The sequence below is a fragment of the Gammaproteobacteria bacterium genome (genome assembly GCA_033344735.1).
Classification (GTDB): domain Bacteria; phylum Pseudomonadota; class Gammaproteobacteria; order UBA4575; family UBA4575; genus UBA1858.
Genome location: JAWPMW010000001.1, coordinates 48,623 through 65,369, shown reverse-complemented (window position 1 = coordinate 65,369; position 16,747 = coordinate 48,623). Strand labels below are relative to the sequence as shown.

General features: G+C 39.5%; 17 protein-coding genes and 5 tRNA genes. 7 read left to right on the top strand and 15 right to left on the bottom strand.

Annotation, left to right across the window (positions count from 1 at the left end; genetic code table 11):
* Window positions 1–75 precede the first annotated feature (75 nt).
* The 7 genes from nusG to R8G33_00330 all read right to left on the bottom strand — a co-directional run bounded on the left by nusG (window position 76) and on the right by R8G33_00330 (window position 2,754).
* Complete coding sequence (nusG, locus tag R8G33_00360) at window positions 76–609, bottom strand: transcription termination/antitermination protein NusG (GenBank protein ID MDW3094101.1); 534 nt, start codon at window positions 607–609, stop codon at window positions 76–78.
* Between the two features lie 15 nt (window positions 610–624).
* Complete coding sequence (gene secE, locus R8G33_00355) at window positions 625–993, bottom strand: preprotein translocase subunit SecE (GenBank protein ID MDW3094100.1); 369 nt, start codon at window positions 991–993, stop codon at window positions 625–627.
* A 32-nt stretch (window positions 994–1,025) separates the two neighbouring features.
* Window positions 1,026–1,101: transfer RNA gene (locus tag R8G33_00350), tRNA-Trp, on the bottom strand.
* Between the two features lie 24 nt (window positions 1,102–1,125).
* Window positions 1,126–2,316, bottom strand: coding sequence for an elongation factor Tu (gene tuf, locus R8G33_00345; GenBank protein ID MDW3094099.1), 1,191 nt, complete (start codon window positions 2,314–2,316; stop codon window positions 1,126–1,128).
* 64 nt (window positions 2,317–2,380) lie between these two features.
* A tRNA-Thr gene (locus R8G33_00340) sits at window positions 2,381–2,455 on the bottom strand.
* 128 nt (window positions 2,456–2,583) lie between these two features.
* Window positions 2,584–2,657, bottom strand: a tRNA-Gly gene (locus R8G33_00335).
* Window positions 2,658–2,669: 12 nt separating this feature from the next.
* Window positions 2,670–2,754 (bottom strand) — tRNA-Tyr (locus tag R8G33_00330).
* Between the two features lie 286 nt (window positions 2,755–3,040).
* Here R8G33_00330 and R8G33_00325 point away from each other — a divergent pair.
* Complete coding sequence (locus tag R8G33_00325) at window positions 3,041–4,390, top strand: UDP-glucose/GDP-mannose dehydrogenase family protein (GenBank protein ID MDW3094098.1); 1,350 nt, start codon at window positions 3,041–3,043, stop codon at window positions 4,388–4,390.
* On the top strand, window positions 4,384–4,689 hold the full coding sequence (locus R8G33_00320; GenBank protein ID MDW3094097.1) for a hypothetical protein: 306 nt from the start codon (window positions 4,384–4,386) through the stop codon (window positions 4,687–4,689). The genes R8G33_00325 and R8G33_00320 overlap by 7 nt, the downstream gene beginning before the upstream one ends.
* 6 nt (window positions 4,690–4,695) lie before the next feature.
* On the opposite strand, the gene R8G33_00315 is transcribed toward R8G33_00320, so the two are convergent.
* On the bottom strand, window positions 4,696–5,427 hold the full coding sequence (locus R8G33_00315) for a hypothetical protein (protein MDW3094096.1): 732 nt from the start codon (window positions 5,425–5,427) through the stop codon (window positions 4,696–4,698).
* A 169-nt stretch (window positions 5,428–5,596) separates the two neighbouring features.
* Here R8G33_00315 and R8G33_00310 point away from each other — a divergent pair, with 169 nt between their 5' ends.
* From R8G33_00310 to R8G33_00300, 3 genes are all read left to right on the top strand, one after another.
* Complete coding sequence (locus R8G33_00310) at window positions 5,597–5,926, top strand: Rap1a/Tai family immunity protein (protein MDW3094095.1); 330 nt, start codon at window positions 5,597–5,599, stop codon at window positions 5,924–5,926.
* Between the two features lie 84 nt (window positions 5,927–6,010).
* Window positions 6,011–7,696 (top strand): GNAT family N-acetyltransferase, encoded by a 1,686-nt coding sequence (locus tag R8G33_00305; GenBank protein ID MDW3094094.1) that lies wholly within the window; start codon window positions 6,011–6,013, stop codon window positions 7,694–7,696.
* A 269-nt stretch (window positions 7,697–7,965) separates the two neighbouring features.
* Complete coding sequence (locus R8G33_00300; protein ID MDW3094093.1) at window positions 7,966–8,385, top strand: hypothetical protein; 420 nt, start codon at window positions 7,966–7,968, stop codon at window positions 8,383–8,385.
* Between the two features lie 43 nt (window positions 8,386–8,428).
* On the opposite strand, the gene R8G33_00295 is transcribed toward R8G33_00300, so the two are convergent.
* The 7 genes from R8G33_00295 to R8G33_00265 all read right to left on the bottom strand — a co-directional run bounded on the left by R8G33_00295 (window position 8,429) and on the right by R8G33_00265 (window position 13,301).
* A complete protein-coding gene (locus R8G33_00295; protein MDW3094092.1) occupies window positions 8,429–9,541 on the bottom strand; it encodes a hypothetical protein in 1,113 nt (370 codons plus the stop codon).
* 159 nt (window positions 9,542–9,700) lie between these two features.
* Window positions 9,701–10,048, bottom strand: a complete 348-nt coding sequence (locus R8G33_00290) for a Rap1a/Tai family immunity protein (protein MDW3094091.1) — start codon at window positions 10,046–10,048, stop codon at window positions 9,701–9,703.
* 34 nt (window positions 10,049–10,082) lie between these two features.
* Entirely contained in the window at window positions 10,083–10,466 is a 384-nt protein-coding gene (locus R8G33_00285) for a DUF302 domain-containing protein (protein ID MDW3094090.1), read from the bottom strand.
* Window positions 10,467–10,722: 256 nt separating this feature from the next.
* Window positions 10,723–10,798 (bottom strand) — tRNA-Thr (locus tag R8G33_00280).
* 91 nt (window positions 10,799–10,889) lie between these two features.
* The gene (locus R8G33_00275) at window positions 10,890–11,579 is read right to left on the bottom strand and encodes an SPOR domain-containing protein (GenBank protein ID MDW3094089.1); all 690 of its coding nucleotides are present in this window, start codon (window positions 11,577–11,579) and stop codon (window positions 10,890–10,892) included.
* Window positions 11,580–11,583: 4 nt separating this feature from the next.
* Complete coding sequence (locus R8G33_00270) at window positions 11,584–12,324, bottom strand: type III pantothenate kinase (protein ID MDW3094088.1); 741 nt, start codon at window positions 12,322–12,324, stop codon at window positions 11,584–11,586.
* Entirely contained in the window at window positions 12,321–13,301 is a 981-nt protein-coding gene (locus R8G33_00265) for a biotin--[acetyl-CoA-carboxylase] ligase (GenBank protein ID MDW3094087.1), read from the bottom strand. The genes R8G33_00270 and R8G33_00265 overlap by 4 nt, the downstream gene beginning before the upstream one ends.
* 97 nt (window positions 13,302–13,398) lie before the next feature.
* Between R8G33_00265 and R8G33_00260 the strand changes: the two genes are divergently transcribed.
* Together R8G33_00260 and R8G33_00255 are read left to right on the top strand one after the other, a co-directional pair.
* Window positions 13,399–14,028 (top strand): lytic transglycosylase domain-containing protein, encoded by a 630-nt coding sequence (locus R8G33_00260; protein ID MDW3094086.1) that lies wholly within the window; start codon window positions 13,399–13,401, stop codon window positions 14,026–14,028.
* A 22-nt stretch (window positions 14,029–14,050) separates the two neighbouring features.
* Entirely contained in the window at window positions 14,051–16,735 is a 2,685-nt protein-coding gene (locus tag R8G33_00255) for an AsmA family protein (GenBank protein MDW3094085.1), read from the top strand.
* Window positions 16,736–16,747: the final 12 nt, after the last annotated feature.

The window sequence follows — 16,747 nt, the reverse complement described above, 5'->3', positions numbered from 1 at the left end:
GTACTCGCCCTTAGCTCCCCGTGTAATGTTTAAAAACCAGAAATTTTAATTAAAACTTCTAAAAACTTTAATTCTTTAGCCTTTTTCTACCTGGCCGAATTCTAATTCAACTGGAGTTGAACGACCAAATATCTGAACTGCGACTAGCATACGATTCTTTTCGTAATTTACTTCTTCGACAATGCCATTGAAATCATTAAATGGCCCATCGGTGACGCGTACTACTTCGCCCGGCTCGAATAATACTTTCGGACGCGGTTTATCGACACCGTCTTGAATGCGCTGCAATATCGCATCGGCTTCACGATCAGGTATCGGCGCTGGCTTATCAGTCGTTCCACCAATAAATCCTAATACTTTTGGTACATCTTTAACTAAGTGCCATGAATCATCATCCATATCCATCTGCACTAGCACGTATCCAGGGAAGAATTTACGCTCACTACGCTTCTTCTGGCCTTCTCGCATTTCTACCACTTCTTCCATCGGCACTAAAATCTCACCGAATTTGTCTTGCATTTCCAAACGCTCAATACGTTCATGTAAATATCGCTTGACCTGATTTTCAAACCCAGAATAAGCGTGTACCACATACCACCTTAATGCCATATCGCTAATCCTCGATTATCCAATGATCATGCTCATGATCCAGCCCAGAAATGTATCCAGTAACCAGAGGAATAATCCTACCAGAATCACTACCACCAAGATAACCAAGGTTGTTTGTAGTGTTTCAGCACGAGTCGGCCATACCATCTTGCGAACTTCAGTTCGCGCAGACTGCATAAAGCTGGTAAGCGCACGACCCTTAGTAGTGGTTAATGCGATACCCGCAGCAATAACTACAAACAGCAGTATACCAAGTACACGGTATAACAAAGGCTGATCTGCAAATTGATAAAACCCATAAAACCCAACTAGCAGAAGAATTGCAGCCAACACCAGTTTGACAGTATCCATTACGCTATTTGTCTGTTCAGCCGTTTCGGCCATTTTATTGTTTCCTTAAATTCTTCTGCCAGTATTGGCAGGCCAGGAGGGACTTGAACCCCCAACCTACGGTTTTGGAGACCGTCGCTCTGCCAATTGAGCTACTGGCCTATTTTACTCTTAACGTTCAACCGATTATTCAATAATTTTAGATACAACACCCGCACCCACGGTACGGCCACCTTCGCGTATCGCAAAGCGTAAGCCTTCTTCCATCGCGATCGGCGCAATCATGCTCACTTCCATCTTCACATTATCACCCGGCATCACCATCTCGACACCTTCCGGTAACTCACATGCACCTGTTACATCCGTTGTTCGGAAGTAAAACTGTGGGCGGTAACCATTGAAGAATGGTGTGTGTCTTCCGCCTTCATCCTTTGACAGAATGTAGACTTCTGCTTCAAATTTCGTGTGAGGGGTAATACTGCCTGGCTTACATAACACTTGCCCACGTTCCACTTCATCACGCTTCGTGCCGCGTAATAAAATTCCCACATTGTCTCCCGCACGCCCTTCGTCAAGCAGCTTACGGAACATCTCTACACCTGTACACGTTGTCTTAGCCGTCTCTTTAATTCCCACAATCTCGACTTCTTCGCCCACTTTTACGATGCCGCGTTCGATTCTGCCGGTCACTACCGTGCCACGACCTGAAATTGAAAACACGTCCTCAACAGGCATTAAATAATCACCATCAATTGCTCGCTCTGGCTCAGGAATGTAAGCATCCATTTCTTCTAATAGCTTTAATACCGATGGCACACCAATGTCTGACGTATCACCTTCAAGCGCTTTCAGTGCTGAACCGGTGACAATTGGCGTATCGTCCCCTGGAAAGTCGTAGCTAGACAGTAAATCGCGGATCTCCATCTCAACTAACTCTAATAATTCCGCATCATCTACCTGATCCGCTTTGTTCATGTACACCACGATGTATGGCACACCCACTTGGCGTGACAATAATATGTGCTCTCGCGTTTGTGGCATCGGCCCATCGGCTGCTGAACACACCAAAATCGCGCCGTCCATTTGCGCCGCACCCGTAATCATGTTCTTCACATAATCCGCGTGTCCTGGGCAATCGACGTGAGCATAGTGACGCTTGTCTGTCTCATACTCGACGTGGGCGGTAGCAATCGTGATCCCGCGCTCTCTTTCTTCTGGCGCATTGTCGATATCGCCATAGTCCTTGAACTCGCCACCCTGGGCTTCCGCTGACACCTTCGTTAACGCTGCCGTTAACGTCGTCTTACCATGATCCACGTGACCTATGGTCCCCACATTTACATGGGGCTTATTGCGTTCAAACTTCTCCTTCGACATCGTCCGATACCTCTTAAATTTAAATAAACAATACTAAATACAGTTTTCTGGGCCCAGTATTATATGGAGCCCATATCCGGACTTGAACCGGAGACCTCTTCCTTACCAAGGAAGTGCTCTACCGCTGAGCTATATGGGCAAACCTTTCTTTGCCTCTCCTTTCCTTGCCCATCCATTGGACGCTAATCCAACTTCTCTACTACTATGCACATAGCACTTAAAACTCAAACCAGCCATTTGCTATCACATCTTGTATCAGCATATAGTTGGAGCGGGTGATCGGGATCGAACCGACATCATCAGCTTGGAAGGCTGGGGTTCTACCATTGAACTACACCCGCACTCTCACTTGCTGGTGGAGGGGGTAGGATTCGAACCTACGTAGGCATAGCCAGCAGATTTACAGTCTGCCCTCGTTGACCGCTTGAGTACCCCTCCGTGCACAAAGCCGGCTATTGTCAAATAGATACAAGCCAAGTGTCAACAAGATAGTGGTAATATCTGGTGTAATTATCTTGTAACTTCAACAATAGATCATATTTATATGCACTCTTGCTGAAATTTCGACTCCAAAAGAGATATTCACGAGCTTGAGCTCATAATTTGCATCTCGATTTGAGAGAAATTCTGATCCAGACTGGGAATTACTGCACTGCATAACGTTATCTTTTATTATCTGCTTCACAAACTAAGCTACGAAATTAACCTAACTTAAAAATATTTCATGAAAGTTACTATCTACGGCTCAGGCTATGTTGGCCTAGTCACAGGCGCCTGCTTAGCCCAGGTCGGTAATCATGTGCTATGTGTTGATGTTGACGCTGAAAAAATCAACCAATTAAAACAAGGCAATATTCCTATTTACGAGCCTGGCCTAGATGAAATGATCAAAAAAAATCTAGATGCTGGCCGCATTGAATTTACTCAAGATGCTAAACGGGGCGTCAATCATGGATTATTTCAATTTATTGCTGTCGGCACACCTCCCGATGAAGATGGATCAGCAGATTTAAGTCATGTGGTGGAAGTAGCCAATACGATTGCCTCTCACCTTGATGATTATCGTGTAGTTGTCACCAAGTCTACTGTACCTGTAGGTACAGCGGATATTGTAAGAAAAGAGATCAATCAGACATTGACTAAAAATGGCAGGCAAGGGCAATTCGATGTGGTATCTAATCCTGAGTTCTTAAAAGAAGGCGCTGCCATTGATGATTTCATGAAACCGGATCGTGTTGTTGTTGGTACTGATAGCGAACGAGCAAGCGATTTAATGAAAAATCTATATGCGCCATTTAATCGCAATCATGATCGCGTCAAAGTGATGGATATACGCTCAGCAGAGTTAACCAAGTATGCTGCCAACGCTATGCTAGCGACCAAAATCAGCTTTATCAACGAACTAGCCAATCTAGCTGAAAAAGTTGGCGCTGATATTGAGCAAGTGCGACTAGGAATTGGCTCTGATCCTCGTATCGGCTATCACTTTATATACCCTGGTTGCGGTTATGGTGGCTCATGCTTCCCTAAAGATGTACAAGCCCTTCAACATATTGGGGCTAAGGCGGAGTTTGAAACAACTCTTATTTCTGCCGTGGGCCGCGTAAATCAAAAACAGAAACAAGCATTGTTTAACAAAATCCACTCGCGTTTTAATGGTGATTTAAAAGGTAAAACTTTTGCCTTATGGGGACTGGCATTCAAACCCAACACAGATGATATGCGTGAAGCATCGAGTCGAACCTTAATGGAACAGCTATGGAATTCAGGCGCAACGATTCGCGCATATGACCCTGTCGCAATGGATGAATGTGAACGCATTTATGGAAAACGCAACGATCTAACGTTGTGCTCAAACTCAAATGAAGTACTAGAAAATTCAGACGCACTTATTATTGTGACTGAATGGACAGAATTTCGCAGCCCTGACTTCGACCATATTGTATCTACACTTAACAACCCAGTAATTTTTGATGGGCGTAACTTATATGATCCTGCGTATTTAAAAAACCAAGGCATTGAGTACTTCGCCATTGGGCGTGGCGACTCAGTTACAACTTTCAGTCAATGCTGAATCAACGCATCGATATTCTAGAAGCGCAATTGCCGCTACTATTATCTATGCCTGACAATACATGGCATTTAATAATTGACATCAAAAAATTAGCCCCTGAAAGTTATCTATGTTCTTGCATCAGACAATTAGACAATGCGATACAAGAGTACGCACAAGAACTTAGCCAAGATCCCTTTCATGTTGGAGAAGGTATCTGGGAATTAGATTATGGGTGCATGCTAGTAACTTTGCTTGACGATACTTTGAATGATCATCCCGCAAAAAAACTTTGGCAGCAATGGCGTGCCAATAATTAAGAACCATTATTTTTTTTCAAAATCATAATGGAACCCATAGAGATCATTTCCTATATCTACACGAAAATAAATAGCTTGTTTATTGTCAATATAGCTTAACCCATGGTATTCGCCATTCACTGAAGCGCAGTTACTAATATTCAATATGACTTCATAAGCATTATATTGAGGGTTAATTAAAGAAACGTTTCCGAGATACTTACAATCATCAGAGTCTGCTCCATTAATAACGCCATCTTTAATGGTAAAATTAAACTCCAAATTATCTCGATCAGTAAAACTCCACTCGCCTTCTAACAACTCTAAAGAAGAAGGTTGTTCATACAGATCACTATAACTAAGCTGCAGCCTGCCTGTATCGCCGCCATTCAATGTAGTGAAATGCGACTGAATTTGATTATCCTTAATTTCTCCAGTTAGCCTAGCATAATCAAAATGCGAACCATCCAGGGCATACAAATTATATTTTGCATAGTAATAGCCTTCATTCTGACTAACCTGGCCAAAACACATGGCCTTGGCTTTATAACTAACCGCAGTCGATCTTCCACCAACATGAATTGCAAAGAAATCAAATGGCCCACGACCTCTGATATCAAAACTGCCAACCCATATTCCATCTAACTGAGTTTTCTCTAGATCGACCTGATTAGCTTCTTGTATTACTGTTTCTTTTACTGGCATAGAACAAGCACCAATCAAGACTACAAATAACAATACAATCCGATTATTAATCATCAATTTCAATCCAGGAAACAATATATATGTAGATCAAATCACATTCCTACAACCCATACAAGCAAACAAACCACATAAAATTATGTGTTTAGTGATGCATTAAACAGTGCTGAATATATTATTAGCGTATCTTCAAAGAAAATTATTCACAGAAACTACATACAAAGACATGAAAAAAATAATTTTATGTTTACTAGTATTTCTTTGCTTTAGTACAGCAGAGGCAAAAGTTATGAGCGGCACCATGGCACTAGCATTTTGTAATGACAACGTGCAATGCGCGCTAATCGCCAGCTCATACAGCGACGGCTTTAGCTATGCGCTACAAGCCATTCAAGCAGACAACTCCGTGTATTGCATGCCAACTGGTGTCTCCAGCGGTCTATTAGGACGTGTATTTCGCCGCTACTTAATGATGAACCCAGAAAAATTACATTTCACTGCTGCTAGCCTAGCCGTCACGGCATTCTCTGAGGAGTTTCCATGTGAAGATAATTAAGCCTAAAGTTTGCTGCAATTCTCTGAAATCAGACCATATCTAAAGTAACTTTATACTTATACTATTTTAATACCATGATTTTCTATGATGAAAGAGAGAACCATATCCCAAAACTTTACAGGCTTATCAAGCCCAACAAATTCTTCGAGATATAAAACCGCAGATTTTAGTCAAAAATTAAGTCAGCTAAAAATTAACATCTATAACAGCTTCGACTCACTACCTTCTACTTACCAACAGTTTTTCAAACAAATAGCTGAGAAAAATTTTTTCTATAGCCGAGCCTGGTTAGAAAATATTATCGACACTACATTAGAATCAAACTCGACATTACGCTTGTATGGCGTAGAAACCAACGACATAAATTCAACTCCTAAAGCATTACTCGTAACCACGTCAGCAGCACAGAACGGCGCAAAAATAAAAGGCTGGTGGGTAAAAGATCATGCCATTGCAGGACTAACCAATTATCAATGCCATTCACATTCATTTCTCTATCCAAATAATACTAACAACTTGAATGAAATTTTTGACTCATTAGTTAATCAATTTAAAGGAGAAAAAAGACCTCTGATAGATCTAAATTTATTCGCTAGCGACTCGGAAAGTTTGTCAGCATTGAATCAAACATTTAATAAAACACAAGAGTACAAAGCACTGACTTATGACTATTGTAGCAACTGGGTTGAAAATACTGAGCATTTAGATTATCAGCAGTATTTAGCCCATCGATCCAAATCAACTAGAAAAAGCATATTAAGAAAGAAAAAGCGTTTACAAGAAAAGCATGATACCCATTTTGAAATTCTCACCGAAGAGAATGATACAGACAAAGCCATTTCATTATTCAATAAAGTCTACTCTAACAGCTGGAAAGAACCCGAATATTTCCCGGATTTTACACTAGGTTTAATTCGCACATGCGCACAAAAAAACACATTGCGCTTCGGAGTTTTATACATCGACAATCAACCCGCAAGCGTTGAATTATGCATAGTTGCAAACAACAAAGCTATCTTCGCAAAATCTGCTTACGATAGAAAATATGCCAAACATTCTGTCGGCTCTATCTTGCTATTACATTTAATTGAACATGTTATTGAAGCAGATCACTCGAAATTATTAAGCTTCGGACATTTTGACGATGATTATAAGAAATCATGGTGCCAAGAAAGGCGCATTGTTAAAGGTATAGTTGCTTTCAATACTCATACATTATGGGGCAATATCGGATTAACCATTTATTCACTTATTGATTTTAAAGATAGTATTTTACAACGAGTAAAAAACTTAATTAAAAATATTAATTCTTCAACTGCAAGATACATACACTCTCAACATACACACTTAAAAGATATGAGCAGAGCATTTAAGCATCAAGACAAGGAGAGAACCATGAAAAAGACATTAATTGCTTTCATATTCATTTTAGGTGCTATAGAAATAGCGAATGCAAATTGTAATGGCTCATTGGCCTATGGCCAGTATAAACAAGACTGTAATCATTCAGACGCATCAAATAACAGTTCTACAACAGAATATACTGAGATACCTTATACAGCTAACGTGAAAATATCCAAGCAAAAAATACGTGAGGAAAAGCTAGCCAACCTAGAGCAAAGCGTAACCCAAGCACAAGCAACTCAGTCGCCATTTAAACCCACACACACGCAACTAGATCAAGTGAGACAGTTGCTTGATTATGCAAACAGCCAGGGATGTAAATGGGGCGGCAAGTATGAAAAACCTTTATTAGTCTGTCCCGAGTAAAATATCACTTCAGTTAATACGGATTACCACCTAGCAACGCAACCCAATTAAGACACTCTCCCAACTTAATTAATTTTTTATAAAGCCCCAATTCTGGGGCTTTACCCCATTCGGAAACAGCTTTTACACTAATATTTCGTCTTAAGATAAAGCCATTTAAGATATATACTAGTACACATCTGATATCCTCTTAATTAATTGATATTGCTATATCCCATAACGAAACAAAGATACATAAGCCAATCAAAACTCTAACTAAGTGTATTCAAATGAAATTAATACTGATAATTTTATTGCTATTTTCATCTACGATCAGCGCAGAAGACACAGCGCAAGAAAGCCCAGCTGTTATAAAAGATAAAACTTATTTATGTTCAACAGAAGAGTCCAGCGGCTACGATTATAAAAATGGTAGATGGATTCGAGAAAGATTTACCCCTGATGCAACTTACCTAGTAAAACTTAAAGGCACAAAATGGTCAGTATATGAGTATGACACTGAATATGAACACGAAACTTGTGCACCAATGCTAGACAAAATACTTGCTTGCAACACAAATGGTGATTTCATTATGAATATTGACACCATGAAATTCTCAGTGACAAATACTGCGCCTTACGTACACAGCTCAAGAAAAAATAGAGACTCTGTTGTGCTCATACTGGGGTCATGTGTCGCAATGAAATAAACACCCATAATTCCAATCAAGAATTTTTTATTCACCTGAATATTTAAAGACCACTCTCAGGTAGCTTGTAAAAATAAACATTCTTTAATGTACCCGGCATAATTATGAATGCATTTAAACTAGATACATACCGCCATATACCATAAACAGAATTGAGTGCATCCAAATTAGGGCCACCTTTTGCTTGATGCTCCGTCCATACTTTAGTGTCTATATTCAATGTATAAATTGAATCACCGCCAGACCAACTAACAATGCGATCAGTCACAGGATCATAAGCTACGCCTGGAGACCATTGTTCTACTAGCTCGTCAGCCCCCTTAGTACTCCAAACTTTTTGAGTGAAATTGCGATTTCGAATATCGTAAGCCACCACCTCGCCTTCTCCTATCGCGATCAATAACCCTCGTTTAGTATCTACTACTGCTGTACGGCGAGAAATAAAATCTTCATTATGTTTTGTCCAGCTGTTTTTATCGTAATCGTATGACCAGAGACCTTCTAGATCGAACCACCAGACTTTTTTAGACTCAGGATCATATGCCGATAAATTCTCACAATCAGTTTCGGGAGTAATCTTCGGATTCATATCCGTCCATTGTTTTAAATCAAAATCAAACACCCATGTTTTTCTAGCGCCACATCCTCCCGCCCTACACGCCAATGCACCACCACTACCAAACATTCGATCTGCATGATCAATGTACGCTATTCCATTGTATGTGTGTCTTGAATTAGGAGTACCGTCACTATTTGTCTCCTCACAATAATTCGGATCACTTGGATCCGTTAATCTTTCCCAACTTAAAGTATCCACATCAAACGCATAGACTTCATTACCCATATAGTCCCAGTGACCTCCTCCCCATATTACTAGGCGGTTGCGCTTATTATCAAAAACACCACCGCTATATGCGGTAACGCCATCGATGCCGATATATCCCTGTAAATCAGCATATTTCTCAGCATCTGCGCCAACATCTGCCAGTTGAGTGTTAGGGACTTCAAGCCAGCTATTCGCGGGCATAGTAGAGACAATATGTTGAGCGCTCGCCTTACTATCATCCGCATTAATTAGTGTGGGTGCCAATCCAACAATGGTTAGTACAATTACGGGATTGATTAATTTAAGTGAATTTTTAGTCACTGAATTCATAACAGATAAGCAATAAAACATTATTACGATAGTGGAATAAAATTTAGATGATTACTATTAATACTGAGATATAGAGCAAGATAATGTGAAGAATTTCAAATAATTGGCTCTGAAATTTTTGAAGCTTATGTGTAGGGGAACCCTACTTGCAGACTGTTATCATTTACTGCAAGGATAAGTATCCATCAGGGCATATAAAATTAAATCTTTAGCGTCAGCAGAAACCTCCCCAGAATCCATAGAATTTTCTTTATAGTACCTGGTAATTGTTTTTAGTAATTGGCTCCCTTTAAAATCATATGGCGGACACCAATTTACGTTTACTGTAGAATCTGCAACTCCATTTATATATCCATCGTAGTATCCAGTAACAGAATTTACGTTTTCATGATCAGTGATCTGAATATATTTTAAAAAAGAGTCACCATCGGCCAATTCTGCAAAAACGAATGGATTAGATAAAAAACAGGTAAAGAATACGCATAAATAGAAACTAAATTTATTCATTATTTATTCTTTGTTAGTTAACTGATTATAGAAATTATTTGGCTTGATCTACCATTTGTCTAGTTTTCTCTTCAACTTCTTTAGCTACATCAACCAAAGACTGATTATTCGATAAAGCAGATAACATTTCTTCTGGCTTAATCAAGCCTATTTTCGTTTTATTATTTTCGGTAAACACTGAAATTCTACAAGGCAATGCCATATTTAGTCTCATATCAGTTGCTAATACTTTCGCAGCTTGCATGGGGTTACATACCTCGAAAACCTTACAATTTTCTCCAAAGTCGACGCCTTTACTACGCAATGTATTTCCCAAGTCATGTATATGTAAGACTCCAAATCCATGCTCTTTTACTGCTACATCCAGATCGGCAACCGCTTGCTCAAATGATTTAGCTGACTCAACAATGTAGTACATTTTTCACCTCAGAATTTAAAATTTTATCATATGATCTTGGAGCATTGCCTCAGTTTGTATCAATGATATAAGGCTCATCATATTCAATTGGAATCTTAGTAGCCATCGTCTCCAAATTTTATCCACTACCGCTCCTCTAAAGCTCATAATTCTATGCATTTATGGAGCTCATGAAGATGATTTATATCAGCTTACTAACCAGTAGCGGTAATATAAATAGGATAAATTGATTGGAAATAAGCAGGTAATTAAAATTTGGAGCCGGCGAAAGGAGTTGAACCCTCGACCTACTGATTACAAGTCAGTTGCTCTACCAACTGAGCTACGCCGGCCCTATTTGAACGCTGTGTTAGCATCTGAGATCAGACGCCTGAATCTAACAGGGTGTGCAGTCTAGAGAAATCTGCGGATCCAATCAATGCCTTATGAGCACTTTGTCTCCAATATCAACATGCGGTCATTTTTTCTTAACATTTCTTCAATAATTTTGGGTTGGTGATCTTCATCATAGTGATTAAAATCTATCCAATACTCATTAAACTCGTCAAATCTGACTTCCATTTTAGGCTTTAGATCTAATTCCTCTATTTGCGCCATCTTTTCTCGCGCAGTGCTAAGTTTTTTAAACAATCCCAAAGAAACAGCATTTTTCTGTGGTGGCTCCAGCCAAATATAAAACTCATTTACTTTATTCGCCTTAAGGAAGTTAACCACTTTCTGGGCTTCTGCTTGAGATTCGTATGCCGGCAAATACACCCAGTAACTTTTAGGTTGACGCTGATTGACGGTTCTTTGCTTTGCCCGAATTCCAGCACCTAATAAAGCATCATAAATAGTGTTTGATTGTTCGTCAGTTTCCAGTGGCCCTAAAGAGAAGCATTTTTGAGCCTTTACAACTTCCTTTGCTTGTGACTCAAGTTCTGATGGTGGGCTTACAATTACTGGATTATCTTTTTTAACCGTTTCTTTTTCTAATTCTGAAAGTAATTTAATAGGCTTATATCCCGGCACTTCTTTAGGATTATCTAGCACGATTTTCTTAGAGCCATATTCACTTGCCCAATAGAAAAAAGCTAAATTCAAAAATATTAACAGCAAAACAATTGTTCTCATGTATTTAACCTTGCATGATTGCCAAGCCTTCTAACACCAAATTAGGACAATCCAAATATTGTTCAATTGCGTGGCTAATCATATCACTCTGCCCTCCAGTAATTAGAATAGTGGCATGCTGACCAATCTCATGCTGAATCTCCTCAATAATTGCACACACTCCATATCTATGTGTAAGAACGCTGCCAGAATAAAATGCGTCTGCAGTATTATCATTGAACAAGTGCGTTAAATTAGTTTGCTTCTCTGTTGAAATACCAGATGCTTTTTTAACTAACGCCGAACACATTAGCTCCACACCCGGGATAATTAATCCCCCTAAATGCTGGCCTTGCTTATCAATCACATCAATTGTAGTTGCAGTGCCACAATCAACAATAATTTTTGCCCCTGGCATTTTATGATGTGCTGCGACTAATGCCGCATATCTGTCTGCACCGTAACTCAATGGATCAGAATAAGCCAATAACACACCAAAGCCATTTAGCTTTGACAGATGAAATTTAGTTTCTATCTCAGATAGTTTGAGAACCTGACTGCAAAACTTCTGTTCAAAATTGCCACCAAGCACACTCACCGCATGTATTTCTTTTACTGTCGCAAATGGAACATGATTAATGACTTCATGCACACGATCAGCTGAACTTTCACTTTTGTAAGAGTATGCAGTTACTTTCTGTAATTGCTGATTTTCAAGGTATGCCCATTTGCAACAGGTATTACCGAAATCGAATAATAACTTCATTTGCTTGCCCGCAAACTAACATCACCAGCAGAGAACTTTTCCACTCCCTTTGATGTTTCCAACAGCAAACAACCATCATTATCTATACCACGTGACATTCCTGATTGAACAAAATTTGCCGTATGCAAGTCAACTCGTTTGTCTTTCAATATATCCCAGCGTGACCAATCATCATTTAGACGGTTATAGGAGTCTTTTTCAAACTGAACCAAACTATCGTAGCAATGATTAATTAATTCAGCGGCAACATCATTGCGTGAAAATTGCCACTGTGGCGTCTCACTTCTAATGTCTGTCCATTGCTGATCAATCTGAACACCTTCAACCTGCGACATATAAATATTCACACCCATGCCTACAACCATTTTACAGCCACCACTAATCTCACCTGAACATTCCACTAACAGACCCGCTAATTTCTTACCATTACAATAAATATCATTGGGCCACTTCAAACCAAGACCTGCAACATCAAGACTGTTTAATGCATTCAACATACCTATTGCTAAAAGGGGACTCAACATCCCTGTCTCATTCAATGGTCTTTGTAGTGGCCATAATACTGACATATAGATATTGGCAGCATATGGTGAGACCCAATGTCTCCCTCGCCTACCCTTACCCGCTGATTGCATTTCTGACAACACCACTGAAAACCGACCTTCTTGTGGTAACCCTAATTCCGCGGCGAATTGGTTTGTCGAATCTACTTTTTGCAAACAGTGTATATCTTTTAGTTCATCACGGGATTCAATAGAAACTTTTTTTAGGATTTCTGATCGGTTTAACAAGTCAAGAGGATGTGCCAAGCGATAACCAAGACCTCGAACTCGCTCAATAGCAATGCCTAAAGACTCGATCTTGACGATACAGTTATGGATGGTGGCGCGTGTAACATTAAATCGTTTTGCTAATGCCTGGCCAGAATAGTATTGATTATTATCCAGCAGGCTTAATACTTCTGTAAAATGTAGCATTATATTCAAAGATAAACGGACACTTTATGTTCACAAAATGTCTGAGAAATTACTCCAACTCTAGGTACAATAGCCATACTTAAATTCGATAACAATCATGGTTAGATCAAAAAATACTTATAGCCACATGCAAAAACTTTGGTTTAGTGGCTTATTAGCACTCAGTTCAACTTTTAGCATTAATTGCTATGCTGAATATTTTGTCTACAAACACGAAGATGGTACCACGTGGTACTCAGATAAAAATTTGCCTGCTAAAAACTACAAGCTGATTGCGACAATAGGGCGGCCAACTGCCTCTGTGTCTTGTACTGGCTCCATCAGCAACCGCGCCAAAGATCATGCGCCAATTATACAACAGTACTCTGACTTGTATGGTGTCAACCAGCAATTAATCAAGGCTATTATTACGGTTGAGTCCTGCTTTGACCGCTATGCTGTCTCTCGTGTTGGCGCAAAAGGCTTAATGCAATTAATGCCCCAGACCGCCGAGTTGATGGGTGTGCATAATGTGTTTAATGCCAAAGATAATATTCGTGGTGGTACTCGCTATTTCAGACAAATGTTGGAACTATTTGAATTTGACCTTGAACTGGCCTTAGCTGCTTACAATGCTGGGCCAAATGCAGTGAAGAAATATGATGGCATTCCTCCCTACAAAGAGACACAGGGCTATGTTAAAAAGGTAATCAAGCATTACAATAGCTTTAACGAAGTAGACTCTTAACCTAATAAAGGTATTTAATACCGTGTCTCTAATAAAAAAAATCCTGATTGCAATTGCGGTCATTATTATCATTGCATTAATCTCAGCTGCTGCAGCATATAAGCTAATCGACGACAAGACAATTGAAAAAAATGCGCTTGATGCTTTACAAAATACATTAAAGCGAGATGTTATCGTTGATGGCCAATTCACTTTAACTCGCTCACTTCATCCCACACTCCAGACTTCTGGGGTTCGTGTCGCTAGCGCGGACTGGGATAAAGATAGCAATTTACTCACAGCAGAAAAATTGGAATTTGGCGTTGCATTACTCGATCTATTACGTGGAGTAATTTCGATAGAGAACATTGTATTTGATAATGCAGTCATCAATTTAAAACGCAATCAGCAAGGTCAATCCAATCTAGAATTCACTCAAGAAGCTCCAAAAGAAAAAAGTACAGGCGGCAAAGGCACTGCACTACTTGATGTAATTGATGTGAAAATTAAGAATTTACAAATTAATTATTCTGACCAGCAAACAGAAAAATCATTTGTCTATTCATTAGAGTCTTTCGAACTTCATCCGAAAAATAAAGACACTATTCAGATTAAGGCATCAAGTCGATTTGACGATCAGCCGTTAGAGTTAAGCAGCGAGATGTGTCGCATTCGACATCTATTGCAAGGCAATGATTGCAATCTTACTGCAGATATCAATGCTGTTCCTTTCAATAGTGCTATCAGCGGAATGTTGAACATTGCCAATGAAGGCAATCTCAATTTAAAAATCAACACAAACGCAACTAACATTAGAGAGTTCTTACTCGCTAAACAACTGCCTTTACCTGACACCGAAAAAGTAACTCTCAGCACTCAACTCGTGGGCAGCTTTGGTCAATTGAATGCCTCAAATATTGACGTTGAAGTAAAATTAAAAGATACAGCTATTAATGTGCAAGGCGATATTGCATCGGTTAACGCCATATCTGGAGTCAATTTATCTGTAAACGCATCTGGCACTGAACCCGCATGGCTCAACAATTATCAAACATTTTTCCCCTCAGAAATAGTCGACAATTTTGAATTGGCTTCATCAGTTGAAAGTGATGGTAAATCATGGAGAGCACATTCGATAGATTCAAACATTGAAATAGACAACAGTAAAATATTAACCACCGGCGAAGTCACTATTGCAGGTGACTCTACTCGAATTGCAGTTGCAATTGATATCAGCGGCAAAAATCCTGCCTGGCTAAATGAAGTTCAACAGGCGATTGCGGCAGAAAATATTGATGAGTTTTCAGTAAAAACCAGCATCATTAATCCTGACGGCATTATTACTATTGGCGATCTAGAATCAAAAATCACCATCAAAGATGCAATTACGACAGCACTCGGATCGATCGTGTTAGACAAAGAAAGTCAGCCAACGATTGATCTTGCACTGACATCGGAGGGTAAAAATATTCAAAGCTTCGAAGGCGTCATTAAGCAATCGTTGCCAACTTCTAAAAACTTTTCTCTAAAGACCAACATGAAATATGCTGGCAACACTCTAAGCCTAAAGGATGTAAATCTAGTTCTCGACAACACACAGTTAGCAGGTAATAGTGATATAGAGTTCTCATCACCACCCAATGTTCGGGCCAACATAACTGCAGAATCGTTAAATGTAGAACACTTACTAGCAACCACACAATCAGATGAAAAAGAAAACAGTGAAAAAGAAGAAAGATCTAAACTGTTCTCAGACGATAAAATTGATCTGGACTGGTTAAATTCAGCCAATACAGACATTTCGTTAACGATTAATAATCTAATTTATAAAGAAGCCACATTAAAAGATGTCAAAGCAAAAGCAGTTGCGAAAAACAATACCGCCATGTTAGACATTGAATCTCTTAACTACTTAGATGCAAATTTGCGTGCAAACGCATTAATTGATGCGAATAAAGATATTTTTTCTCATAGCTTATTTACCGAAAATTTTAACCTCGGCCAGTTGTTAAGTGACATTGAGGCAAGTGAAACGCTGCAGGGAAAAATCGACGCTTCAATTGACGTGAATTCCTTTGGAACTAGCAGCCAGCAACTGGCTAAAAATGCCAATGGGAAAATCACAGCGGTGATGACTGAGGGCTCACTCGCTGATGCACCCATCGACCTACTTGCAAAAAACTTATTAGTTGAACTAATGCCTGGAAAGCCCAAAAAAAAGCATACTAAGGTTGAGTGCCTATTTGTTCAGTTTAGCGGTACTGAAGGTGTTTTCACGAGCGAAGCCACATTACTTAATACAGAAAATATTGTCATGCAAACTAATGGTTCAATAGACTTAAGCATGGAAAGTTTAAACTTATTACTAATACCCAAACCGAAAGACATTGAGTTTTTTACTTTAGGAGCCAACATACGCGTAGTAGGTGATCTGCAAAACCCAAGTTTTTCATTAGACAAAGGATCAGTCTTTAAGAAACTCTTAAAAAGTGCTGCAACTGTTGCCCTTGGACCTGCTGTATTAGCCATACCTTTTGACAGTATGGGGGGAAACAAAAGCAAGAAGTGTTTCAGCGAAGTTGCCAGCGCAACAACCAAGGCGGTCGAAGCTGAACAAGAGGCAGAACGCATCGCCGCAGAAAAGCTTGCTGAAGAAGAAGCGGCAGCAGCAGAGAAGGCCAAAGAAGAATTACTCAAAGAGGCAACAGTAGAACCTCTAGACCCATAAAGCATTAACTAT

Bases quoted from the DNA above. Each gene is read 5' to 3' on its own strand.
- R8G33_00260 (MDW3094086.1), top strand. From the start codon at position 13,399: ATGGTTAGATCAAAAAATACTTATAGCCACATGCAAAAACTTTGGTTT.
- R8G33_00290 (MDW3094091.1), bottom strand. From the start codon at position 10,048: ATGAATAAATTTAGTTTCTATTTATGCGTATTCTTTACCTGTTTTTTA.
- tuf (MDW3094099.1), bottom strand. From the start codon at position 2,316: ATGTCGAAGGAGAAGTTTGAACGCAATAAGCCCCATGTAAATGTGGGG.
- R8G33_00295 (MDW3094092.1), bottom strand. From the start codon at position 9,541: ATGAATTCAGTGACTAAAAATTCACTTAAATTAATCAATCCCGTAATT.
- R8G33_00265 (MDW3094087.1), bottom strand. From the start codon at position 13,301: ATGCTACATTTTACAGAAGTATTAAGCCTGCTGGATAATAATCAATAC.
- R8G33_00320 (MDW3094097.1), top strand. From the start codon at position 4,384: ATGCTGAATCAACGCATCGATATTCTAGAAGCGCAATTGCCGCTACTA.
- R8G33_00270 (MDW3094088.1), bottom strand. From the start codon at position 12,324: ATGAAGTTATTATTCGATTTCGGTAATACCTGTTGCAAATGGGCATAC.
- R8G33_00310 (MDW3094095.1), top strand. From the start codon at position 5,597: ATGAAAAAAATAATTTTATGTTTACTAGTATTTCTTTGCTTTAGTACA.
- R8G33_00285 (MDW3094090.1), bottom strand. From the start codon at position 10,466: ATGTACTACATTGTTGAGTCAGCTAAATCATTTGAGCAAGCGGTTGCC.
- R8G33_00325 (MDW3094098.1), top strand. From the start codon at position 3,041: ATGAAAGTTACTATCTACGGCTCAGGCTATGTTGGCCTAGTCACAGGC.
- R8G33_00315 (MDW3094096.1), bottom strand. From the start codon at position 5,427: ATGATTAATAATCGGATTGTATTGTTATTTGTAGTCTTGATTGGTGCT.
- secE (MDW3094100.1), bottom strand. From the start codon at position 993: ATGGCCGAAACGGCTGAACAGACAAATAGCGTAATGGATACTGTCAAA.
- R8G33_00275 (MDW3094089.1), bottom strand. From the start codon at position 11,579: ATGAGAACAATTGTTTTGCTGTTAATATTTTTGAATTTAGCTTTTTTC.
- R8G33_00305 (MDW3094094.1), top strand. From the start codon at position 6,011: ATGATGAAAGAGAGAACCATATCCCAAAACTTTACAGGCTTATCAAGC.
- nusG (MDW3094101.1), bottom strand. From the start codon at position 609: ATGGCATTAAGGTGGTATGTGGTACACGCTTATTCTGGGTTTGAAAAT.
- R8G33_00300 (MDW3094093.1), top strand. From the start codon at position 7,966: ATGAAATTAATACTGATAATTTTATTGCTATTTTCATCTACGATCAGC.